The following is a 22,236-nucleotide window of genomic DNA, read 5'->3' as shown; positions in this document are numbered from 1 at the left end:
CGCTCTGCCGGGAGGCGTAACACCCTTCCCGCGAGAAGTGTCGCTCTGGCAACACCAACGAGCCAGGACGTCATCGGCACGGCACACCGTGCTGACGAAACAGGGTCCGGAGGCGCTCCGGCACGACGAGGTGCTCCCAGTACACGCGGACGAACCCGTTGACCTCGGCGCGAGCACGGACCCGGTCCTCGCGCCGCTTCTCGCCCCAAACGGCGTCGGCGCCGCTCCTCCCCCGCAGCATCTCGCGGTCTTCGTACTTCTGCCGCCCGTCGAACTCGATCACGATCCCCTGCCTCGGCAACCAGAAGTCCACCCGGTCGACGGCGCCGTCCACGCCGATGAACTCGTGCTGCGGTTCCATGTCCGGGCACCCGAGCTCGGCCGCACGCGCCGCGAAGTAGGACTCGCCCACCGACTCGTGGCGAACATCGCAGATCTCCAACGCGTGCTCAAGGCGGACCGCGCCCCACGGACCGGCCGTCAGCGCCAGGTTCTCGAGATCTTCGTGCCGTGCTCCGTTGCGGAGCGCGTGGTCCAACCCGACGACCGCTGCAGCCAGGGGTCCCCGACGAGCGAGCTCGATCGTCGTCTGCGCGAGAGCGGTGTACTCGACACCGTGGAAACGGTGCCCCGACCCCAGCGAGGACCCGGCGTGCATCGTCAGCCCGTTACGTCGGAGGTCGTGCTCCAGCGCGGGCACGTTCGCATGGACGCGCTCCGGCCACGGGTCGAGACGAGGTGCCCCGAGGATCGCAGCCGCTGAGTCGAGCGACCACACAGCGCCTCCGCGGAGCAGCGGGAGCGCCGCTCGCATGCGGACGAGGTGTCGGCTCCGGCCGTCGAGCGCGTCCCACGCCGAGCGGTCGACGTAGACGCCATGGCGCACGCGGACGAGTTCGCCGGCCAGCTTGCGGCGCTGTAGCTGTCGTGCGTCCGCGCGGTCGAGTCTGTTCGTCCGGAACAGTGCGATGGCGTTGGCGGGGTGCATGGCAGCACTCTGTCGCCCAGCGCAACCGATGTCGGCGACGTTCGCCGATCTGTGGAGAATCCGCGCGCCTCCGGGCGGTCCTGCGGCGATGCCAAAGCGACGATTCTCCGGAAGTGGGTACCGTCAGAGGCGCTGAAGCGACAAGGCGCCGTGATCTTTCCAGGCCCATCTGTCGCTTTGGCGAAAGCGACAAAAATCTACGCGCACGCCACCCGCACACGACGAAGGCCGCCGCCCCGAGGGGCAGCGGCCTTCGTGACCGGAACGGTCGAGACTACGCGAGCTCGATCGTGGCGCCAGCGGCCTCGAGGGTCGCCTTCGCCTTGTCGGCGGTCTCCTTGTTCGCACCCTCGAGGATCTTGGCGTCGGCGGTCTCGACGAGCGCCTTGGCCTCACCGAGGCCGAGCGACGTCAGGCCACGGACCTCCTTGATGACCTGGATCTTCTTGTCACCAGCGGACTTGAGGATGACGTCGAACTCGGTCTTCTCCTCAGCGGCCTCGGCCGGAGCAGCTGCGCCGGCGGGGGCGGCAGCGGCGACCGGGGCGGCCGCGGTGACCTCGAAGACCTCTTCGAACTTCTTCACGAAGTCCGAGAGCTCGATGAGCGTGAGCTCCTTGAAGGCCTCGATGAGCTCGTCCTGCGAAAGCTTCGCCATGATTTTCTCCTACTACTAGCTAGTACGTGTGGTTGATGAACGCGAGCCTGATCAGGCCGCGGACTCCTGCTTCTCGCGAAGGGCGTCCACGGTGCGGACGGCCTGCGAGAGGGGCGCCTGGAACAGGTACGCAGCACCGAACAGCGAGGCCTTGAGTGCGCCGGCGAGCTTGCCGAGCAGCACTTCACGGGACTCGAGGTCGGCGAGCTTGTCCACCTCGGTCGCGGAGAGCGGGTTACCGTCGAAGTAACCACCCTTCACCACGAGCTCGGGGTTCGCCTTGGCGAATGCACGCAGCGACTTCGCGACGGCGACGGTGTCACCGTGGACGAAGGCGAGAGCGGACGGACCGGCGAGCTCGTCGTCGAACGACGAGATGCCGGCGTTGTTCGCCGCGATCTTGGTCAGCGTGTTCTTCACCACGGCGTACGTGGCGTGCTCACGGATCGAGTTGCGGAGCTCCTTGAGCTGCGCGACCGTGAGACCGCGGTACTCGGTGAGCAGAACGGCGTTCGAGCTACGGAAGGACTCCGTGAGCTCGGCGACCGCAGCTTCCTTGTTCGCCATGGTTCTCCTTGGGGGTCTTGCCGGCAGCCCCAGGTCCACGAACGAAAAAAGCTCCGGCGCAGAGGCTCGGAGCTGCTCTCACCAGATGGTGGGAGTGGTTCGGAACACCTGCGCGGGATGCCTCACGAGTGAGGACCTTCGGTCACGATGCTCACAAACACGTTGCGAGCAGCACGACATCCGGCGGTCTTTGGCTTCGAGAACTGTACCAGACGCCGTGGGCGTCACCAAACACCCCCACCGGAGGCGCGGGGCGGCCCCGCCCCGCGCCTCCCGACCGTCAGTGGGCGCCGTCCACCGCGGCGGGTGTCGCCGACCAGTCCGCCGACCCGGCCGGGTCGGCCGTCGACGCGACGGCCCCTGCCGCGGCGGCAGCCGCAGCCGGGTCGCGGGGCAGGTGCACCGCAAAGACGGTGTCCCCCGGCTCACTCGTGACCTCGACCCGACCGCCGTGCGCCTGCACGACCGCGTCCACGATGGCGAGCCCCAGACCGGTCGACCCGACCGTGCGGGACCGCGAACTGTCCGCCCGGGCGAAGCGCTCGAACAGCTTCGGCAGGAACTCCGGGTCGATCCCCTGGCCGGTGTCGCGGACCGTCAGGTCCACGCCGCCGTCGACCGGGGCGAGGCCCACCGTGATGCGGGTGCCCTCGGGCGTGTGGGTCCGGGCGTTCGTGACGAGGTTCACGATGACCTGGTGCAGGCGTGCGGCGTCGCCCGTGATCGTCACCGGTTCCGGCGGGACGTCGACCTCGATGGGGTGCTCCGGTGAGGCGGCGTGCGCGTCGTTGACGGCGTCGAGCACCAGGCCGGTCAGGTCGACCTCGGCGAGCTGGATCTCGCGGCCTTCGTCGAGCCGGGCGAGGAGCAGCAGGTCCTCCACCATCGAGGTCATCCGGATGGACTCGGACTCGATGCGGCTCATGGCGTAGACGACGTCCTCCGGCAGGTCGCCGCCCATGCGCCGGGTGAGCTCGGCGTACCCGCGCACCGAGGCGAGCGGGGTCCGGAGCTCGTGCGAGGCGTCGGCGACGAACTGCCGCACCTTCTGCTCCGAGCGTTCCCGCGCCTGCATCGCACTGCCGATGTGCCCCAGCATGCGGTTGAACGCGCTGCCGACCCGGCCGACCTCCGTGCGGGGGTCGGTGTCGGGCACGCGGACGCCGTCGAGGGCGTCGCTGCGGTCGAGCGGCATGCGCGCGACGGTGGAGGCGGTCTCGGCGACGCGCTCGAGCGGGCGGAGCGACTGCCGGACCACGAACGCGGCGACGACCGAACCGGCGACCAGTGCGGCTGCCAGGACGGAGAGGACCCCCGCGAAGAGCTTCCAGACGCTGTCGTAGACGGGTGCCATCGGGAGCCCCACGACCAGGACGGCCGGGCCGACGTTGACGGCGGCCAGACGGTACCGTCCGACGTCCGAGCCGAGGTCGATCGTCTCCGGGGCGGCGTCCACGCGGACGGATCCCAGTGCATCGGCGCTCGCCTGCGGGATCCCGCTCGGGCGGCCGTAGTCGTCGAGCACGTTCGCGATCACGACCTGGCCGTCGACGAAGTACGCCGTCAGCGTGCCGGCCGCCTGCCCGGACGGTCGGGACAGGTCGATGCTCGGCTGCCCCGACTGGTTCTGCTGCAGGTACCGCTGCGCCCGGTGCGTGGCACTCGTGATCTGCTTGTCGATCGCGCTGGTCTGGATCGAGAAGAGCGCGATGAGGCTGGCCCCGCCGATCACCGCGCTGACGGCGACGACGAGGGCGACGATGCTCAGGACGAGCCGGCGCCGCAGGGTCACGAGGTCGGCTTGATGACGTACCCGACGCCGCGCACCGTGTGGATCATCGGGGTCTCACCGGCGTCGATCTTCTTGCGCAGGTAGGAGATGTAGATCTCGACGACCGACGACTTGCCGCCGAAGTCGTACGACCACACGCGGTCCAGGATCTGCGCCTTCGAGAGCACGCGGCGGGGGTTGCGCATCAGGAAGCGGAGCAGCTCGAACTCGGTCGCGGTGAGCTCGATCGGCCGACCCGCACGCGAGACCTCGTACGACTCCTCGTCGAGCACCAGGTCGCCGACCACGATGCGGGAGTCCCCGGCCTCGGAGATCGAGATCTGCGAGCGGCGGATGAGTCCCCGCAGACGCGCCACGACCTCCTCGAGGGAGAACGGCTTGGTGACGTAGTCGTCGCCGCCCGCGGTGAGCCCGGTGACCCGGTCCTCGACGGAGTCCTTCGCGGTGAGGAAGAGCACCGGGGTGTCGTCGTTGTTCTGCCGCAGCCGGCTCAGCACCTGCAACCCGTCGAGGTCCGGCATCATGACGTCGAGCACCATCGCGTCCGGCTTGAACTCCCGTGCGGTCGTCAGGGCGTCCTGCCCGCCGTTCGCGCTCTTGACGTCCCAGCCCTCGTAGCGGAGCGCCATGGACAACAGGTCGGTGAGGCTGGCTTCGTCGTCGACGACCAGGATGCGCAACGGGGTTCCGTCGGCACGCGTGAGGCGCGGGGCTGCTGCAGGCTGGGAGATGGTCACGTCTTCGAGTATCGAGAAGTTCCTATGAGCGCTCTGTGGGGCGCCCCTGTGCGTTCTGTGGATCGAGGACGCGTCCACACCTCCTCCTCCGTACGGTGGAGACATGTTGCGATCTGCAGCCTGGCCCGCGTCGGCCCGGCACCTGGACACCGCGCGGATCGAACGGACGACCGGGAGGCCCGGCTCGGCACCGACGGACCGCCTCGCGGTCGCACGAGCGGTCGCCGCCACCACCCCACCCCTGTCATCCGGCACGGCCGGCGGGTTCTTCGGCACGCTCGCCGCGCTCGCCGCGGCGGACGTCGCCACCGCCCGCACCGTCGAACCGCACCTGGACGCGCTCGGGATCCTCGCGCAGGCCGGGGTCGACGCCCCGGACGGCTCGACCTGGGGCGTCTTCGCGGCCGAGGGGCCGGGCCTCCGACTCGACGCCGCACCGCAGCACGACGGCTCGGTCCTGCTGCACGGCACGAAGCCGTGGTGCTCGCTCGCCTCGACGCTCTCGCACGCGCTGGTCACCGCTCACCTGGGCGACGAGCGGGTCCTCGTCGCCGTGGACCTGCGCCAGCCCGGGATCGCCGTGCACGACGACACCTGGGTCGCACGCGGCATGCCGGACGTGCCGAGCGGACCGGTCGACTTCGACGGCGTCCGGGCACGACCCGTCGGCGCGCCCGGTTGGTACCTGCGACGTCCGGGCTTCGCGTGGGGCGGCATCGGCGTCGCCGCCTGCTGGTGGGGCGGTGCTCTCGGACTCGCCCGGGTGCTCCGTGACACCGCGTCGGCGCACCCGGATTCCGAGCTGCTGCAGGCCGCCCTCGGCGCCACCGTGGCCGACCTCGCCGACGCCGAGGACGCGCTCGCCGACGCCGCCGCCCGGATCGACGATCCCGACCCGGCCTCCGACGACACCGACTGGCGGCTGCTCGCCCAGACCGTCCGGTCGCGGGTGCGCCGTTCGGTCGACGCGGTGCGCGAGCGGGTGGTCTCGACGATCGGCCCGGCACCGCTGACCGCCGACCCCACCGTCGCCGCGCGGGTCGCCGACCTCGAGCTCTACGTCCTGCAGGACCACGGCGCCCGCGACCTCGCCCGCATCGGCCGGATGGTGCTCGAGCGCGGCGGCGTCGCGTGGTGAGCTTCGACCACCGCGAGCCGGGCACCGACCCGGCGGCGTGGACGGGATTCCTCGACGGCCTGGACGCCCCGGCGATCGACCTGGCCGGTGCCGGGTCGGTGGTGGTCGTCGCACCCCACCCCGATGACGAGACCCTCGGCGCCGGTGGGCTGATCGCGGCCGCTGCAGCGGCCGGCGTCCCCGTGCACGTGCTGCTCCTGACCCGCGGCGAGCGCTCCCACCCGGACTCCCCCACGACGACCCCGGAGGCACTCGCCGCCGCCCGCGACGCGGAGTTCGTGGCGGCCCTGCGCACCCTGCACCCCGACGTGACGTCGGCCTCGGTGGGGATCGCGGACGGCGCGACCCGCGAACACCGGGACCGTGTCGTCGACACCCTGGCCACGGTGCTCGCCGGCGTCGCCCGCCCCGTGCTGCTCGTCGCGCCGTGGCGCGGGGACGGGCACCGCGACCACCGCATCGCCGGCGAGGTCGCCGAGGCCGCCGCGGCGAGCGCCGCCGACGTCGACCTGCTCGCGTACCCGATCTGGGCCTGGCACTGGGACGACCCGGGCCACTCCGTCGCCCCGTGGAACGACGTCCGGGCCCTGTCGCTGCCCGACGACCTTGTCGCCCGGAAGCGAGCCGCACTCGACGCCTACCCGTCGCAGACCCGGCCCCTGTCGCCCGCGCCGGGGGACGAGGCGATCGTCGACGACCGGCACGCCGCCCACCACCTGCGGACGACGGAGTGGTTCTTCGCGCCGGGGGCCGCCGCGTCGCGGTCTCGCGAGTCGTTCGACGCCCACTACGACCGGAAGCCCGAGGGGTGGGACTTCGACGGGTCCTGGTACGAGCAGCGCAAGCGTGCCGTGACGCTGGCGGCGCTCCCCCGCCCGCGCTTCCGGTCGGCACTCGAGCTCGGCTGCGCGACCGGCGTCCTGACCGCAGCCCTCGCCGAGCGCGCGGACGACGTGCTCGGCACGGACATCTCGGCTGCGCCGCTGGATCGTGCTGCCCGTCGCGCCCCGACCGCTCGGTTCGTGCAGGCTGCCCTGCCGGTGGAGTGGCCGGACGGGCGCTGGGACCTGGTGGTGATGTCCGAGGTCGGGTACTACCTGTCGCCCGCCGACCTCGACGCGACGATCGACCGCGTGCTCGGGTCGCTCGACGACGACGGCGTGCTCGTGGCCTGCCACTGGCGGCACCCCGACGACGAGGCGGTCTCGAGCGGCGACGCGGTGGACGCGCGGCTGACCGAACGGTGGCCGCGCCCCGCCCTGCTCCGACACGTGGAGGAGGACTTCGTCCTGAGCGTCCTGCCCGGCCCGGCGGTCACCTCGGTGGCCCGGGCCGAGGGGATCGTCCGGTGAGCCGACCGGAACCGCGTGCACGCATCGACGTCGTCGTCCCCGCGCACGACGAGGAGGACCGGATCGCCGCGTGTCTCGACGCGCTCCTGGTGGCCGTCGACCGGCTCGCCACGGAGCGGCCCGGGGTCGACGCCGCCGTCACGGTGGTGCTCGACGGCTGCACGGACGGCACCGCTCCGGTGGTCGAGCGGTACCCGGTCGACGTCCTGACCACGGACCGTGTCGGGGTCGGTCGGGCACGGACCATCGGGGCGACGCACGCGCTCCGTGCGCACGACGGCGACCCGGCAGCCCGGTGGCTCGCGCACACCGACGCCGATTCGCGCGTGCACGAACGGTGGCTCGTCCAGCAGTCCGACGCCCTCGCCTCTGGTGCGCAGGTGCTCGTCGGTGCCGTCGTCCCCGACCCGGACGACCTGGCGCCCGCGGTGCTCGACCGGTGGACGCGGGCGCACCCGCCGGGTGCTGCCCTCGGCCACGTGCACGGCGCGAACCTCGGCGTGCTCGCCGCGGCGTACGTCAGCCTCGGCGGGTTCGACCCGGTGCCCGAGCACGAGGACGCGCGGCTGGTCGCCCGGGCGCGGGCGCTCGGCTTCCGGGTGGACGCCACCGTCGACCTGCCGGTGGTGACCAGCGGGCGTTTCGCCGGCCGGACCCCCGGCGGGTACGCGGAGCACCTGCGCCAGCGGTACGGCGAGGTCGGCTGATGCGCCCTTAGTCGCCTCATAGGTCCGCGATGGGCCGGTCATCGCCAGCGTGCCTAGGTTCTCCTCCGTCGGCCCCGCCGCGTGCTCTGCGCGGCCGGTGACCCCAGCCGGCCACCACCGAGGAGAACCATGTTCCTGACCTACCTCAGGCGCGAACTCACGAACCGCAAGAAGCAGACGGTCATCATCGCGATCGGGATGGCCCTGGCCATCGCCCTCGTGGTGATCGTGTCGTCGATCTCGGGTGGCGTGCAGGCAGCGCAGTCGAGCGTCCTGCAGTCCGTCTACGGCGTCGGCACCGACATCACCGTCACCAAGACCGCGACGCCGTCGACGAACGGCGGGCGTCCGAGCTTCGACTTCGGCAGCCAGGGCGACAGCGACGACGACAGCGGCTCGACCGACCTGTCGCAGTCGCGGCTCGCGGTCGCGCGCGGCACGAGCACCCTGAACGCCGCGAACCTGTCCACGATCACGAGCACCGACGGCGTCGAGGCCGCGACGGGTGTGCTGACCCTCGAGAACAGCACGTTCTCCGGCCAGGTCCAGCAGCAGTCGACCGACGACAGCAGCACGGACGGCAGCAACGACTCCAGCAGCGACAGCACGACCCAGCAGGGTCCGCCGAGCGGGGACACCGGCGGTGGCGGCGGGTTCGGCGGCGGGTCGTTCAGCGTCGACTCGTTCACGGTGACCGGCATCCCGGTGTCCGGCGCCGCGGTCGGCCCGCTCACGAGCACCGAGCTCACGAAGGGGCGCACCTTCGCCGCGAAGGACGCGGGCAAGGACGTGGTCGTGCTCGATGCGTCGTACGCGAAGAGCGAGTCCAAGGCGGTCGGCGACACCGTCGACATCGGCGGCACCGACTTCACCGTCATCGGCATCGTCAGCTCCACCGGCTCGGCCTCGACCACGGGCTCGAACACCTACATCCCGCTCGACACCGCGCAGGCACTGGCCGACCTCGACGGCAAGGTCACCTCGATCTACGTCTCCGCCGAGTCGTCCTCCGACGTCAGCACCATCAAGTCCGCGCTGCAGGCGAAGCTGACGAGCGCCACCGTCTCCACCGAGGCCGACCTGGCCTCGAGCGTCTCCGGGTCCCTCAGCACCGCGTCGAGCCTGGTCTCGAACCTCGGCAAGTGGCTGTCGATCGTCGTGCTCGCCGCGGCGTTCCTCATCGCGATCCTCTTCACGATCTCCGGCGTGACCCGCCGCACCCGCGAGTTCGGGACCCTCAAGGCGATCGGCTGGTCGAACGGCCGCATCACCCGACAGGTGGCCGGTGAGTCCCTGGTGCAGGGCCTGATCGGCGGCGTGCTCGGCGCCGCGGCCGGCCTGATCGGCATCCTCGTCGTGAACGTCATCAGTCCGACGATCTCGGCGAGCGCCTCGAGCACGACCGGCGGTGGTGCCGGTGGCGGCGGCATGCCCGGCGGCGCAGCGACCGCGGCCGCGGGCAGCGGCACGACGGGCGGTGCACCGGCCGGGGGCTTCGGCGGCGGCGCGAGCACCGCGTCGACGACCGACGTGGTCCTGCACGCCCCGGTGACCGTCGAGATCATCCTGCTGGCGATCGGCCTCGCGATCCTCGGCGGTCTCATCGCCGGCGCGCTCGGCGGCTGGCGCGCGAGCCGGCTCCGCCCGGCCGAGGCGCTCCGGAGCGTGGCCTGATGCCCGGCCGCACCGACACGACCGAACCGACGACAGGAGCAACCGTGACCAGCACCGACACCGCGACCGGCGAGGCGGAGGCGACCCGTGCCTCCAGTCCGATGTACCGGCTGACGAACGTCAGCAAGACCTACGAGCAGAAGAACCGGACCGTCACCGCCCTGACGAACGTCCACCTGACGATCCCGCAGGGGCAACTCGTGGCCGTCCAGGGGCCGACCGGCGGCGGGAAGTCGACGCTGCTGCAGATGCTCGGAGCACTCGACCGGCCGAGTGCCGGTTCCATCCACCTGGGTGGCGACCGCGACGTGGCGAAGCTCGGCGACGGCGCACTGACCGACCTGCGGGCGACCGAGATCGGCTTCGTGTTCCAGAGCTTCAACCTGATCCCGACGCTGACAGCCCTCGAGAACGTCGAGACGGCGTTCGCGGGGTCGCTCGCGAACCGGTCCCGGACCGAGGTCCGCGAGCGCGCGGTCGCTGCCCTCCGCGAGGTCGGACTGGGCGAGCGGATGGAGCACCTGCCGGCCGAGCTGTCTGGCGGACAGCAGCAGCGCGTGGCGATCGCCCGAGCGCTGGTGAAGAACCCGAGCGTGCTGCTCGCCGACGAGCCGACGGGTGCACTCGACGAGTCGACCCGCGACGAGATCATGGCGCTCATCGAGAAGCAGTGGCGGGAGCGCGGGCTGACCGTCGTCATCGTCACGCACGACTCGTGGGTCGCGAAGCGTGCCGAGCGGCGCCTGCACATCAAGCAGGGGCAGGTGCGCGAGGTCTAGCGGGGCGGGCGCGTTTCGCGCTGCGCGACAGACCACGCGTCCCGCGGCGCGTGGACTGTCGCGCAGCGCGTGACGACGCCGCTACCCCGCCGCCGGGTAGTCGCAGTACGCGAACCACGCCGAGTCCGGGGCCCACGGCGGCACGTTGACCGTCCCCTGCCCGCCGTCGAGCGCCACCAGGGTCTCCGGTTGGACCGCGATCCGTGCGCCGCGGACGAGCGACCCAGGTAGCAGCCGCAGCTCGACGCGGTGGTCCGCCGGGTGGCCCTGCACGCCGGGCTCGTACGACAGGTAGAGCAGGTGTGCGCCGTCCGGCGACAGGTGCGGGAACCAGTTCACCCGGTCGTCGTTCGTCAGGCGGACGGGGCTGTCGTGCCCGGGCCAGCGCACGGCCAGCTGCGCGGTGCCCGGGGTGAACCGCTCCGTGTTCCAGAGCAGGATCCCGCCGGCCGGACTGATGGTGCAGCCGTCGTCGGAGTGCTCGTCCCGCGTGACGAACGTCGGCTCGCCGGTCTCCGGGTCGACCATCGCGACGTCGGTCGTCCAGACGCCGTCCTCGGACAGCTCCCCCACGATCGCGGCGAGGGCACTGCCGTCGGGGGCGATGCCGTGCAGGTAGAACTTCCGCTTGGCGGGCAGGGCCGCAGCGACGTCGGTGATCCGGGTCGTGGGGCCGCCCTCGGGCAGCGGGACGCGGTACAGCTCGCCGTCGCGCGCGCTCACCACGATGGAGCTGCCGGACGGGTCGACCACGTGGTCGTTGTTGATCTCGTCGACGCCGTCCATCGGCACCGGCACGAGCGCGGTCTCGTCCAGCACGGTGCCGCTGTCGGCGGACGGCAGTCGCAGCAGCCAGAGGTCGCCGTCGCCGTTGAGCACCAGGGTCTCGGCGTCCAGGACGTTCGGTGCCTCGACGAGCACCGCGGCCGACTCGAACACGAGCCTCGAGGTGCGGGACTCGACGTCGTACACGTGCACGCGGCTGGTCTGTCCGGGCAGCAGCTGCCGCCCCCTGGTCTCGTCGCTCATGGTTCCATCCTGTCGGTCGTCGCGTGGTCGGTTGGTCGGGTCGGTGGGGAACGGCAAAACACCGGTGTTCGCGCTGCGCACCGCGTGATGCGGCGGCGTCGAGCACGAACACCGGTGTCTTGCGGAAGGGCTCCGCCTACTTCACGGCACCGGCGGTCAGGCCTGCCACGAACTGGCGCTGGACCACGAGGAACGCGGCCACGACCGGGATCGACACGACGAGCGACGCCGCCATGACCTGGTTCCAGTACACGTTCGTCTGCGTCGAGTACTGCTGCAGACCGACCGCCAGGGTCGAACCGAGGCCGTTCGTCATGACCGAGGCGAAGAGGACCTCACCCCAGGCCGTCATGAACGAGTAGATCCCGACCGCCACCAGACCCGGGCGGGCCGACGGCAGGATGACCCGGAACAGGGCACCCATCGGGCCCGAACCGTCGACCATGGCGGCCTCGTCGAGCTCGCGCGGGATGGTCTCGAAGTACCCGGCCAGCATCCAGATCGAGAACGGCAGTGTGAACGTCAGGTACGTGATGATCAGGCCGAGCCACGACCCGACGAGCTGGATGCCCAGGGTGTTGCCGAGGTTCGTGAAGATCAGGAACAGCGGCAGCAGGAACAGCACGCCGGGGAACATCTGCGTGGAGAGCACCGCGGTGGTGAAGGTGCTCTTGCCCTTGAAGTTCCAGCGCGAGACGCCGTAGGCGGCGAACGTCGCGATGATCAGCGAGAACACCGTCGCCACCGTGCAGACCACGAGCGAGTTGATGAAGTACCGACCGAGCGGCACCGTCGACCACATGTCGATGAACGGCTGGAAGGTGATCCGCGACGGGATCCACGTGAAGTTGTCCTGCACGTCGCCGAGGGGCTTGATGGCCGTGGTGATCATCACGTAGAGCGGCACGACCGTGAACAGCGTCAGGACGACCAGGGTGATGATCTTGAAGGACTTGGCGCCAGTTGTCTCACGCACGGACGGACCTCCGGTTGGTCACGGCGAGGTAGATGCCGGTGACGACGAGCAGGAAGAGCAGGAGCAGGACGCTCATCGCGGCACCGGAACCGAAGTTCCAGGTGATGAACGACGCGTTGTAGATGTGGAAGCTCAGCAGGTCCGCGGCGGGCGGCTGCGCGGTCGAGCCGAACAGCACGAACGGGGTGTTGAAGTCGTTGAACGTCCACAGGAACATCACGAGCACGAGCGTCACGTTGACCGGGCGCACCATCGGCAGCGTGATCGAGCGCCACTGGCGGAACGGCTTGGCACCGTCCACCGAAGCGGCCTCGTAGACGTCGTTGGGGACGGACTGCAGACCGGCCATGAGCATCAGGAACGCGAAGGGCCAGGTCTTCCAGATCGCCACGACGACGACGGCCACGAACGCGTTGTTGCCGATGAGCCAGAACGGGGCGTTGCCGCCGAACAGCCCGAGTTGGTCGACGAGCAGGTGGTTCAGGGCCCCGGAGTCCCGCTGGAACATGAACTTCCAGGTGATGACGCCGGCGTACATCGGCAGCGCGTAGGGCACGAGGAACAGGGTGCGGAAGAGCCCGCGTCCGGCGAAGGGCTTCTGCAGCGCGACGGCTGCGGCCATGCCGAAGGTCCAGGAGAGCCCGACCACGAGGACCGTGAAGGCGCACGTGATGAGGAACGAGTTGAGGACCCCACGGCCGATCGCCTGGTCGAAGTCGACGACGACCTGGTAGTTCCTGAACCCGGCGAAGGGCGCGGCGCCCCAGTTCGCGATGAAGTACTTGGTGAGCTGGATGAACGAGATCCAGATGCCGGTGAGCATCGGGACGATGTGGATGAGCAGCTCGAACAGGATGGCCGGCGCGACGAGCGCGTAGGGCAGCCAGTGGGTCTTGCGCTTGCGACCTGGCGGACGGCCCGACATCGTCGGGGCCTTCGTGTGCGTCAGGTCGATGCGCTCCGAGTCGGGCAGGACCGTCGTGGACATCTGGTGGGGCCTTTCGGCAGGAGGGGCGTGCAGGTGCGGTCCGCGCGGGCCGTGGCAGCGGCCGGGAGGCGCGGGGTGCGTGGGGCGTCAGCCTCACGGCCGACGGGTGGTCGGCCCTGGAACGTCAGGGGCTGGAGGCCCGGGCGCGTCCGGCGGACGCGACCCGGGCCTCCAGGGTGGATCAACCGGCGGCCTGGGACACCTGGTCCTGGGCGGTCTGCAGCGCCGACTTGATGTCGGCTTCGGAGACCGTGGAACCGGTCGCGATCTTGGCGAACATGTCGTTCATCGCCTTGCCGACCGTGGACTCGAACTGGTCCTCGGCGGGCACCAGCGGGAGCGGCTTCGCCTTGTTGTTGTAGATGTCGAGGAACGTCTTCGTCTGCTCGTCCGTGACGGAGTCAGCAGCCTCGGCGAGCACCGGCAGGGCCGAGTACGGCTTGTCCAGCGTCGTCTGCGTGTCCATGCTCGTCATGTACTTGACGAACTTGAGCGCGCCGTCCTTGTTCTTCGTGTTCTTGAAGACCGACAGGTTGATGCCGGCCGGGAAGGACGCGATCTGCTCGCCGCCCTCGGGAGCCGGCAGCGCCACGACGCCGTACTCGGACGACTTCATGCCGAGGGACTCGATGGTCGCGTTCGCGTTGTTCTGGTTGAGGATGAACGCGGCCTTCTTCTTCGCGAAGTCCGTGGTCGACTGCGTCGCGTTGTCGTACTGCGCGTTCGACGGGTTGGCGACCTTCGCGTCCTGCATGAGGTCGAGGTAGCGCTTGATGCCGTCGACGTTGGCCTTCGAGGTGAAGGTCGGCTTGCCGTCCTTGTCGAACCACTCGCCACCGTTCTGCGCCGAGTTGATGAACGCGAAGTGCGAGTTCTCGGTGTACGAACCGCCCGCGAGGCTGAAGCCGTAGGTGTCACCCTTGGTCAGCTTCTCGGCGTCGGAGACCATCTCCTCCCACGTGGTGGGCGGGGTGATGCCGGCGTCCGACAGCATCTTCTTGTTGTAGTACAGGCCGTAGGCGAGACCGTAGAGCGGGACGCTCGTGACCGTCTTGTCGGGCGCGCCACCGGTGGACAGGGCGACCTTGCCGAACTTGTCCGCACCGCCGATCGCCTTCATCTCGGCGTCACCGAACTCCTGGAAGGCGCCGGTGGCCTGGAGCGAGGTCGCCCAGGTGTTGCCGATGTTGACGACGTCCGGGCCCTGGCCCGAGGTGACGGCGGTCTGGATCTTGTTCTGCAGGTCGTTCCAGCCGATGACCTGGAGGTCGACCTTGATCCCGGTCTCCTTGGTGAACTTCTCGAGGACGGGGGTCAGCACCTCCTTGTCGTTCTGCAGGGACGTGCCCTGGTTGGACGCCCAGTAGGTGAGCGTCTTGGAGTCGCCGGAGTTGCCGGACGATCCGGAGGAGCAGGCTGCGAGGCCGGACACGGTGAGTGCGGCGGCCGCGGTGATGGCCAGTGCGCGGATGGCAGTGCGCATGACTCTCTACTTTCTCGTCGTTGAGATGGTGCAGGGGATGGTGCAGAGCTGGAGCTGGTGCTGCGGATGGTGCTGGTCGGGTGCTGCTGTGGGTTGCGGGCAGCGTCCTGGCGGTCAGGCCAGGGTGCGTTCCGCGGGGTCCCAGCCCTCGGGGAGGGTCGGGGAGGGCGACACGGTGCTCTCGACGAGCACCGCCTCGCCACGTTCTGCCGCCTCGGCGATGGAGACCATCACGTCGAGGACGTGGAAGGCGAGCGCACCGGGGACGCGGTTCTCGTCGCCGGCCCGCAGCGAGCGGGCCAGGTCGACCACGCCGGTGCCGCGCGAGTAGGTGGAGCCGACCGCGGGGATCGTCTCGGGCTCCTCGGAACCGAGGGCGTACAGCTCGGTGTCGCCGTCGAAGTTGTTCGGGTCGGGGAACACGACGGTGCCGGTCTCCCCCGCGATCTCGACGAAGCCGGTGCGGCCGCGGTCGGACTCGAACGAGAAGACGCTCTGCGCGCTCCCGCCGTTCTCGAACTCGATCAGCGCGGAGTGGTTCGTCGGGACGTCCACCGGGAACTCGGTGCCCGCCTTCGGACCGGAGCCGATGGTGCGCGTGGCGCGGGACTTCGACGCCGTCGCCGTGACCTTCTTCACCGGTCCGAACGTCTGGACGAGGGTGGTGATGTAGTACGGGCCGATGTCGAACAGCGGACCGGCACCGTACGCGAAGAGGAACTCCGGGCTCGGGTGCCACGACTCGGGGCCGGGGCTCTGGAAGAGCGTCAGGCCGTTCAGGGGCGTGCCGATGCGGCCGTCGCGGATGGTGCGGAGCGCGGTCTGCAGGCCGGCGCCCAGGAACGTGTCCGGGGCGACGCTGACGGTCCTGCCCGCGGCGGCGGCGGCATCGCGGAGTTCCGCGGCGCTGGCACGGTCGAGGGCGTAGGGCTTCTCGCCCCAGACGTGCTTGCCGGCGGCCAGGGCCTGCAGCGCGACCTCGACGTGGGCGGCCGGGATCGTCAGGTTCACGACGATCTCGATGTCGTCGTCGGCCAGGAGCTCCTCGACGGTGCCCGATCCGGGGACGCCCCACTTCTCGGCCTGGGCGGCGGCGCGCGACAGGTCGATGTCGGCGATGAAGCGGACGGTCACGTCGGGGAAGACGGTGAGGTTCGACAGGTACTGGTCCGAGATGACCCCGGCGCCGATGACGCCGACGCCGACGGGGCCGGTGCGGGTGGCGCTGTCGGTCGCCGTTGCGGCAGCGGTCGTGGTGTCGGTCATGCGCGGGCCCCCTCGAGGAACGTGTAGGAGTCGGCGACGGCCTGGAAGACGTCACCCTCGTGGTCGTCGAGCTCGACGACGTGCAGTGCGTCGGGCGCGGCAGCGATGATGTCGCGGATCGGCATGACGCCGTTGCCGACGGCGACCTGCTGCTTGTCGTCGTGCGAGCCGTCGCCGTCCTTGACGTGCAGGAACTGGACCTTGTCGCCGTACTTGCCGATGACCGCGACCGGATCGTCCCCGCCGACCTGCACCCAGTAGGTGTCGAGCTCGAGCACGACGTCGTCGGACAGGGCGTCGGCGAAGACCTCGTAGGCGCTGACGCCGTCGATGCGGTTCGAGAACTCGAACGCGTGGTTGTGGTAGCCGAGCACCAGACCGTGGTCGGCGGCGCGCGGGGCGAGGGCGCTGAGTTCGCGGGCGATCGCCTCGACGTCCTCGCGGGTGGTCCAGCGCGACTCGTCGATGTGCGGGTCGATGAGCGTCCCGAAGCCGAGGGTGGTGGAGGCGTGGAAGATGCGCTCGAGGTCCTGCTCGCCTGCGTCGAGCAGACGTGCGTGGCCGCTCGGTGCGGCGAGGCCGGCGTCGCGGAGGGCGGCGGCGAGTTCGTCGGCGTTGTCGACGAAGCCGAAGGCCTCGACGTTCGTGTAGCCGATGTCGGCGATGCGCTGCAGGGTGCCGGGCAGATCAGCACCGAGGGCATCGCGGACCGTGTAGAGCTGGACCGAGAGCGGTTGGGTCACCAGGGGTTCTCCTCGTCGAGATGGCGCGGTCGTCACTGACCGATCGTCACACTACGAGCACTTTTGTCGGCGGTCAAGCAGAAGTCCGAGGAATGTCGACGGACTTCATTGCGTGGCGCGAGCGATGTGTGCTTCACTCCCCACATGGTCGACTTGAACCGGACGGCAGCGTCGCCTCCGGTCGGGACGAGCGAGCTCTTCCAGATCCTCCGCGACGGCGTGCCGCGCACCAGGGCTGAGCTCGCCGCACTGACAGGACTCGCACGCTCCACCATCGGCGTGCGCCTCGACTCCCTGATCGACATCGGGCTGGTCGGCGCCGTGGACACCGCCGTCTCCACCGGCGGCCGTCCGCCTGCCCAGGTGGCGCTGAAGCCCCGCGCCCGGCTCGTGATCGCTGCCGACCTCGGCGCCTCGCACGGTCGTGTCGCCGTCACCGACCTCGTCGCGGCTCCGCTCGCCACCCGCGAGGCCCGGATCGACATCGCCGCCGGTCCGGTGCCGACGCTGTCCTGGCTCGTCGAGACGATCGACGACCTGCTCGGCGAGGTCGGGCGGAGCCGGCAGGACGTGATCGCGATCGGCATCGGCGTGCCCGGACCGGTCGAGTTCTCCACGGGCCGCCCGGCGAACCCGCCGATCATGCCCGGCTGGGACGGCTTCGACGTGCCCTCGTGGCTCCGCCAGCACATCGCCGCCCACGTCCTGCTCGACAACGACGTCAACATCGCCGCCCTCGGTGAGCGCGAGCACGGCTGGCCGGACGTCGACCACCTGCTGTTCGTGAAGGTCGCCACCGGCATCGGGTCCGGCATCGTCTCCGAGGGCCGGCTGCAGCGCGGCGCCCAGGGCACCGCGGGTGACATCGGCCACGTGCGGGTCTCCCGCGCCGGCGACGTCCCCTGCCACTGCGGCAACACCGGCTGCCTGGAGGCCGTGGCCTCCGGTCCGGCCATCGCCCGCGCACTCCGCGCGAAGGGGCACGACGTGCACACGGGTGCGGACGTGATCGACCTGGTGAACCGGTCGGACCTCGACGCCATCTACGCCGTCCGACAGGCCGGTCGGGACATCGGCGAGGTCCTCGCGACCTGCATCTCGCTCATCAACCCGTCCGTCATCGCACTCGGCGGATCGATCACGCAGGCCGGTGAGCACGTGCTCGCCGGCGTCCGCGAGGTCGTCTACTCCCGCTCGATGCCCCTGGCCAGCGAGCACCTCGTCATCGTGCAGTCCCGCGCCGGGTCCCTCGCCGCGCTGCAGGGGGCCGCGGCCCTCGCCATCGGCTACGCCCTCTCCCCCGCCGGGGTCGACGAGCTCGTGGCCTTCGCCGAGGGGCGCGAACTGGTCTCCTGACGCACACCCGCGGTCGCGTGAGCGCGTCGGTTTCGGTCTTGCCGGTGGTCGGGGGGACAATCGTCGGGTGACGATCGTGCAGCCCACCCTGTGGGGCGACCTGGACCCCGGTCTGGAGGAGCTGTCTGCCTCCGCCACGCCGGCTGCGGTCCCGGGGCGCGACGCGTTCACCGCCCTGCGTGGCCACACCGAGCGCATCGTCGCGCACTCCTCGGACCGCGTCGCCTGGCTCCGCGCCCGCGCCATGGGCATCACCGCCACCGACGTCGCCCGGCTCGCCTCGCTGCGCGCCGTCGAGGCCGTCGTCACCGAGAAGCGCTACGGCTCCCGGTTCTCCGGGAACGCGTTCACCGAGCACGGCAAGGACCGCGAACCGGTCATCGCCGCCTGGGTTGCCGCCACCCACGGCATCCAGCCCTCGGCGCACCTGTTCCACGCCGCCGCGAACCGCGCCCACCTCGCCACCCCGGACGGCGTCGGGGTCGACGAGTCGTCCCGCGTGGTGCTCGCCGAGATCAAGACCACCGGCAAGGCCTGGCGGAGCATCCCCCGGCACTACCTGCGGCAGATCTGGTGGCAGCAGTACGTGCTCGGCGCCGACCGCACCCTGTTCGTCTGGGAACGCCACGACGGGTTCGTGCCGGTCGCGGACGAGCCCGAGTGCCGCTGGGTCGACCGCGACGACGACCAGATCCGCGGGCTCGTCCAGCTCGCCGACCTGGTGCTCGACAAGCTCCGTGGCTTCCGCTCCGAGACCGTCGGCCGGACCGCCGCCGGCTAGACCTGCACCAGCCGCAGCCGACTCATCCCCACGACGAGGATGCCGAGCAGGGTGATCGAGACCGCGATCCCGACCACGTAGATCGCGACGACGCCGTAGCCCTGCGCCGGATCGAGGAACGGGTACGGCACCCACCCGTCGGTCGCGCCACGGACGAGCACCACGGTGGTCCAGACCGCCGGGTAGAGCAGGAACCACCACACGTGCCGGAGCAGCAGTCGTGCGCGGTCCGAGAACAGCAGCCAGTCGAGCACCGCGTACACCGGGATGATCTTGTGCACGATGTCGTTCGACCACGGCACCGAGGCCGACACGTTCGCGCCCGTGAGCAGCGTGTTGTACACGATGCCGGTCGTCGCGATGTACACCGTCGCGGCGCCACGGAGCACCGAGACGGCGAGGTCCGCCCGCTTGCGCCGGGCTGCGACCACGAGCGTCACCGCGAGGGCCACGGCGACGATCAGGTTCGACTGGATCGTGAAGTAGCCGAAGAAGTTCCAGAACGAGTACGTCGGGGTCTGCGAGCTCTCGAGCCACTGCGCCACGACCGCGACGACGATGGCGATGACGGCGATCAGTCGGAGCGAGTTCACGAGGGTGCGCACGGCTCCACGGTATCGGGACACGGCGACGACGTGCAGGAAGGGCCCGCACCGTTGCCGGTGCGGGCCCTTCCTCGAGTCACTCGACTCAGATGCTGTTGACGTCCAGCGGGACGGCACTGGGATGACGCAGTGCCGAAGGTCGTCAGATGCTGTTGACGTCCAGCGGGATGCCGGGGCCGAAGGTCGTCGAGACGGCGCCCTTCATGACGTACCGGCCCTTCGAGGACGACGGCTTGAGGCGGTTGATCTCCTCGAGCGCGGTCGAGATGTTCTCGTCGAGCTGCTCCGGCGTGAACGAGGCCTTGCCGACGACGAAGTGCACGTTGGCGTGCTTGTCGACACGGAACTCGATCTTGCCGCCCTTGATGTCGTTGACGGCCTGCGCCACGTTCGGGGTGACGGTGCCGGTCTTCGGGTTCGGCATGAGGCCACGCGGGCCGAGCACCTTGCCGAGACGACCGACCTTGCCCATGAGCTCCGGGGTCGAGACGGCGGAGTCGAACGAGGTGTAGCCCTCGGCCACCTTCGCGATGAGCTCGTCGCCACCGACCTCGTCGGCGCCGGCGGCGATGGCGGCCTCAGCAGCCGCACCCGTCGCGAAGACGATGACGCGGGCGGTCTTGCCCGTGCCGTGCGGCAGGATGACCGTGCCACGGACCATCTGGTCGGCCTTGCGGGGGTCGACGCCGAGCTTCAGCGCGACCTCGACCGTGGAGTCGGTCTTCGAGGAACCGGTCTCCTTGGCCAGGGCGACGGCCTCGGTCGGGGTGTAGAACTTGTCGGCCTCGATCTTCGCGGCCGCGGCCTGGTAGGCCTTGGACTTCTTCGCCATGGTGGTCTCCTTGCGAGATACGTGGTTGGCGAGCCGGCGAGGCTCTCCCACGGAAAGGTGTCTGGTGGTGGGCCGGAGCCCGATCGGTGCTTAGGCCTCGACCGTGATGCCCATCGAGCGTGCGGTGCCGGCGATGATCTTCGCGGCCTGCTCGATGTCGTTGGCGTTCAGGTCGGCCTGCTTGGTCTCGGCGATCTGACGGACCTGGTCCATCGAGATCTTCGCGACCTTGACCGTGTGCGGGGTCGAGGACCCCTTCTGCACACCAGCAGCCTTCTTGATGAGCTCGGCGGCCGGCGGGGTCTTCAGGACGAACGTGAACGAACGGTCCTCGTAGACGGTGATCTCGACCGGCACGACGTTGCCACGCTGCGACTCGGTCGCCGCGTTGTACGCCTTGCAGAACTCCATGATGTTGACGCCGTGCTGACCGAGCGCCGGACCGATCGGGGGGGCCGGGTTGGCGGCTCCCGCGTTGATCTGCAGCTTGATCAGGCCCGTGACCTTCTTCTTCGGTGCCATGACTTGTCTTCCTCCTGGAATCGAACACACGGGGATCCGTGCACTCTCCCGCTGGTCCGGCCGTTCCGGACAGCGGTGAAGGCCCGCTCGCACGAGGCGCGTGGGCCCAAACCCGTTCAGTGTAGTCGATCTCGGTGACCGCTACAGCGTGGTGGTCGCTAGAGCTTGGTGACCTGGTCGAAGCTGAGCTCGACCGGGGTCTCGCGCTCGAACAGCGAGACGAGGACGGTGAGCTTGCCGCTCTCCGGCTTGATCTCGGAGATCGAACCCGGCAGGCCCGCGAACGAGCCTTCCTTGATGGTGATCGTCTCGCCGATCTCGAAGTCGACCTCGGCTGCGGGCTGTGCCTGCAGGCCGCCGCCCTTCGCGCCACCCTTGGTCGGCGCGGCCTCGGCGACCTGCACCAGGGACTTGAGCATGCCGAACGCCTCGTCGAAACGGAGCGGCGTCGGGTTGTGCGCGTTGCCGACGAAGCCGGTGACGCCCGGGGTGTGCCGGACGACGGACCACGAGTCCTCGTTGAGGTCCATGCGGACGAGCACGTACGAGGGGATCCGGACGCGGGTGACCAGCTTGCGCTGCCCGTTCTTGATCTCGACGACGTCCTCCATCGGGACCTCGACCTGGTAGATGTAGTCCTCCATCGACATCGAGACCATGCGGTTCTCGATGTTCGACTTCACGCGGCGCTCGAAGCCCGCGTAGGAGTGGATGACGTACCACTTGCCCGGCTTCATCCGCAGCTCGGCCTTGAAGGCCTCGTACGGGTCGACCTCGGCAGGCTCGTCGTCCTCGTCGTCGAGTGCCTCGTCGGCGGCGAGCGTCTCGTTCGCCTCGGCGGCGGTCTCGGACTCGAGCTCGACTTCTTCCTCGTCCTCGACGGCCTCGACGGCGGCCTCGGCCTCGTCGGTGGAGTCGATCTCGAGGGCGTCGTCCACGACGGCGTCTGCCTCGGGGTCACGGGCTTCCTGCAGGGCCGTCAGTGCTTCGTCGAGGCCGGCGTCGACGGTGCCGTCGTCGGGCTCGGAGCTGAGGCCGAGGGACTCGTCGTCGTCGCCCTCGATCGAGATCGCACGCTCTTCAGCGGACTCGACGGAGCGTCCTTCGCCGGTCTCGACGTCGCCTTCCTGGTTCTCCTCGACCTCGGAGGACTGCTCGGCAGCCGTCGCGAGGTCGATGTCATCGCGGGAGTTGTCAGACACAGTCGATTCTTTCCGTTCGGTGGTTCGGGTCGGGGTGGCGTTCGTTCATGGTCACGAGCGA

General features: G+C 70.1%; 22 protein-coding genes. 7 read left to right on the top strand and 15 right to left on the bottom strand.

Features of this window, described 5'->3' with window-relative positions; genetic code table 11:
* Nucleotides 1-70 precede the first annotated feature (70 nt).
* From Q9R26_RS02850 to Q9R26_RS02830, 5 genes are all read right to left on the bottom strand, one after another.
* Complete coding sequence (locus Q9R26_RS02850; protein ID WP_311226486.1) at nt 71-988, bottom strand: hypothetical protein; 918 nt, start codon at nt 986-988, stop codon at nt 71-73.
* 274 nt (nt 989-1,262) lie between these two features.
* The gene (gene rplL / locus Q9R26_RS02845) at nt 1,263-1,646 is read right to left on the bottom strand and encodes a 50S ribosomal protein L7/L12 (protein ID WP_027466380.1); all 384 of its coding nucleotides are present in this window, start codon (nt 1,644-1,646) and stop codon (nt 1,263-1,265) included.
* A gap of 51 nt (nt 1,647-1,697) precedes the next feature.
* Nucleotides 1,698-2,213, bottom strand: a complete 516-nt coding sequence (rplJ, locus tag Q9R26_RS02840) for a 50S ribosomal protein L10 (RefSeq protein ID WP_182065696.1) — start codon at nt 2,211-2,213, stop codon at nt 1,698-1,700.
* A 280-nt stretch (nt 2,214-2,493) separates the two neighbouring features.
* Nucleotides 2,494-4,005: an ATP-binding protein gene (locus tag Q9R26_RS02835; protein ID WP_311226485.1), complete on the bottom strand. Its 1,512-nt coding sequence runs from the start codon at nt 4,003-4,005 to the stop codon at nt 2,494-2,496.
* Nucleotides 4,002-4,742 (bottom strand): response regulator transcription factor, encoded by a 741-nt coding sequence (locus tag Q9R26_RS02830; RefSeq protein WP_110861513.1) that lies wholly within the window; start codon nt 4,740-4,742, stop codon nt 4,002-4,004. The genes Q9R26_RS02835 and Q9R26_RS02830 overlap by 4 nt, the downstream gene beginning before the upstream one ends.
* Before the next feature lie 103 nt (nt 4,743-4,845).
* Between Q9R26_RS02830 and Q9R26_RS02825 the strand changes: the two genes are divergently transcribed.
* The 5 genes from Q9R26_RS02825 (at nt 4,846) to Q9R26_RS02805 (ending at nt 10,392) form a co-directional block, all read left to right on the top strand.
* A complete protein-coding gene (locus Q9R26_RS02825; RefSeq protein WP_311226484.1) occupies nt 4,846-5,880 on the top strand; it encodes an acyl-CoA dehydrogenase in 1,035 nt (344 codons plus the stop codon).
* On the top strand, nt 5,877-7,232 hold the full coding sequence (locus Q9R26_RS02820) for a bifunctional PIG-L family deacetylase/class I SAM-dependent methyltransferase (RefSeq protein ID WP_311226483.1): 1,356 nt from the start codon (nt 5,877-5,879) through the stop codon (nt 7,230-7,232). The genes Q9R26_RS02825 and Q9R26_RS02820 overlap by 4 nt, the downstream gene beginning before the upstream one ends.
* Nucleotides 7,229-7,939, top strand: a complete 711-nt coding sequence (locus tag Q9R26_RS02815; RefSeq protein WP_311226482.1) for a glycosyltransferase — start codon at nt 7,229-7,231, stop codon at nt 7,937-7,939. Before Q9R26_RS02820 ends, Q9R26_RS02815 begins: the two co-directional genes overlap by 4 nt.
* A 129-nt stretch (nt 7,940-8,068) precedes the next feature.
* Nucleotides 8,069-9,613 (top strand): ABC transporter permease, encoded by a 1,545-nt coding sequence (locus Q9R26_RS02810; RefSeq protein WP_311226481.1) that lies wholly within the window; start codon nt 8,069-8,071, stop codon nt 9,611-9,613.
* A gap of 101 nt (nt 9,614-9,714) precedes the next feature.
* Nucleotides 9,715-10,392, top strand: coding sequence for an ABC transporter ATP-binding protein (locus tag Q9R26_RS02805; protein ID WP_209134227.1), 678 nt, complete (start codon nt 9,715-9,717; stop codon nt 10,390-10,392).
* A gap of 81 nt (nt 10,393-10,473) precedes the next feature.
* Here Q9R26_RS02805 and Q9R26_RS02800 read toward each other — a convergent pair whose 3' ends face one another.
* The 6 genes from Q9R26_RS02800 to Q9R26_RS02775 form a co-directional block, all read right to left on the bottom strand.
* Nucleotides 10,474-11,421 (bottom strand): biopolymer transporter Tol, encoded by a 948-nt coding sequence (locus Q9R26_RS02800; protein ID WP_311226480.1) that lies wholly within the window; start codon nt 11,419-11,421, stop codon nt 10,474-10,476.
* Nucleotides 11,422-11,557: 136 nt separating this feature from the next.
* Nucleotides 11,558-12,397 carry a carbohydrate ABC transporter permease gene (locus Q9R26_RS02795; RefSeq protein WP_017888647.1) on the bottom strand — a complete coding sequence of 280 codons (840 nt, stop codon included), beginning with the start codon at nt 12,395-12,397 and terminating at the stop codon, nt 11,558-11,560.
* Nucleotides 12,390-13,385 (bottom strand): carbohydrate ABC transporter permease, encoded by a 996-nt coding sequence (locus tag Q9R26_RS02790; protein WP_017888646.1) that lies wholly within the window; start codon nt 13,383-13,385, stop codon nt 12,390-12,392. Before Q9R26_RS02790 ends, Q9R26_RS02795 begins: the two co-directional genes overlap by 8 nt.
* Before the next feature lie 181 nt (nt 13,386-13,566).
* On the bottom strand, nt 13,567-14,868 hold the full coding sequence (locus tag Q9R26_RS02785) for a sugar ABC transporter substrate-binding protein (protein ID WP_182065689.1): 1,302 nt from the start codon (nt 14,866-14,868) through the stop codon (nt 13,567-13,569).
* A gap of 114 nt (nt 14,869-14,982) precedes the next feature.
* Nucleotides 14,983-16,134 carry a Gfo/Idh/MocA family oxidoreductase gene (locus tag Q9R26_RS02780; protein ID WP_311226479.1) on the bottom strand — a complete coding sequence of 384 codons (1,152 nt, stop codon included), beginning with the start codon at nt 16,132-16,134 and terminating at the stop codon, nt 14,983-14,985.
* On the bottom strand, nt 16,131-16,877 hold the full coding sequence (locus Q9R26_RS02775) for a sugar phosphate isomerase/epimerase (protein ID WP_311226478.1): 747 nt from the start codon (nt 16,875-16,877) through the stop codon (nt 16,131-16,133). Before Q9R26_RS02775 ends, Q9R26_RS02780 begins: the two co-directional genes overlap by 4 nt.
* A 144-nt stretch (nt 16,878-17,021) precedes the next feature.
* Between Q9R26_RS02775 and Q9R26_RS02770 the strand changes: the two genes are divergently transcribed.
* Both Q9R26_RS02770 and Q9R26_RS02765 read left to right on the top strand, forming a co-directional pair.
* Nucleotides 17,022-18,233, top strand: coding sequence for an ROK family protein (locus Q9R26_RS02770; RefSeq protein WP_311226477.1), 1,212 nt, complete (start codon nt 17,022-17,024; stop codon nt 18,231-18,233).
* 67 nt (nt 18,234-18,300) lie between these two features.
* On the top strand, nt 18,301-19,014 hold the full coding sequence (locus Q9R26_RS02765; RefSeq protein ID WP_209133810.1) for a YqaJ viral recombinase family protein: 714 nt from the start codon (nt 18,301-18,303) through the stop codon (nt 19,012-19,014).
* Here the strand turns inward: Q9R26_RS02765 and Q9R26_RS02760 are convergent.
* From Q9R26_RS02760 to nusG, 4 genes are all read right to left on the bottom strand, one after another.
* Nucleotides 19,011-19,619 carry a Pr6Pr family membrane protein gene (locus Q9R26_RS02760; protein ID WP_182065684.1) on the bottom strand — a complete coding sequence of 203 codons (609 nt, stop codon included), beginning with the start codon at nt 19,617-19,619 and terminating at the stop codon, nt 19,011-19,013. The two genes, Q9R26_RS02765 and Q9R26_RS02760, sit on opposite strands and share 4 nt — an antisense overlap.
* A 142-nt stretch (nt 19,620-19,761) precedes the next feature.
* Nucleotides 19,762-20,451, bottom strand: a complete 690-nt coding sequence (gene rplA, locus Q9R26_RS02755) for a 50S ribosomal protein L1 (protein WP_017888639.1) — start codon at nt 20,449-20,451, stop codon at nt 19,762-19,764.
* A 90-nt stretch (nt 20,452-20,541) separates the two neighbouring features.
* Nucleotides 20,542-20,973 (bottom strand): 50S ribosomal protein L11, encoded by a 432-nt coding sequence (rplK, locus tag Q9R26_RS02750; RefSeq protein WP_017888638.1) that lies wholly within the window; start codon nt 20,971-20,973, stop codon nt 20,542-20,544.
* 158 nt (nt 20,974-21,131) lie between these two features.
* Nucleotides 21,132-22,175: a transcription termination/antitermination protein NusG gene (gene nusG / locus Q9R26_RS02745; RefSeq protein ID WP_182065683.1), complete on the bottom strand. Its 1,044-nt coding sequence runs from the start codon at nt 22,173-22,175 to the stop codon at nt 21,132-21,134.
* Nucleotides 22,176-22,236: the final 61 nt, after the last annotated feature.

Origin of the sequence: Curtobacterium sp. BRB10, from assembly GCF_031844325.1 — a bacterium.
Taxonomy (GTDB): domain Bacteria; phylum Actinomycetota; class Actinomycetes; order Actinomycetales; family Microbacteriaceae; genus Curtobacterium; species Curtobacterium poinsettiae_A.
Note: the sequence above shows the minus strand (reverse complement) of the source record. Positions and strands in the feature narration are given on the sequence as shown.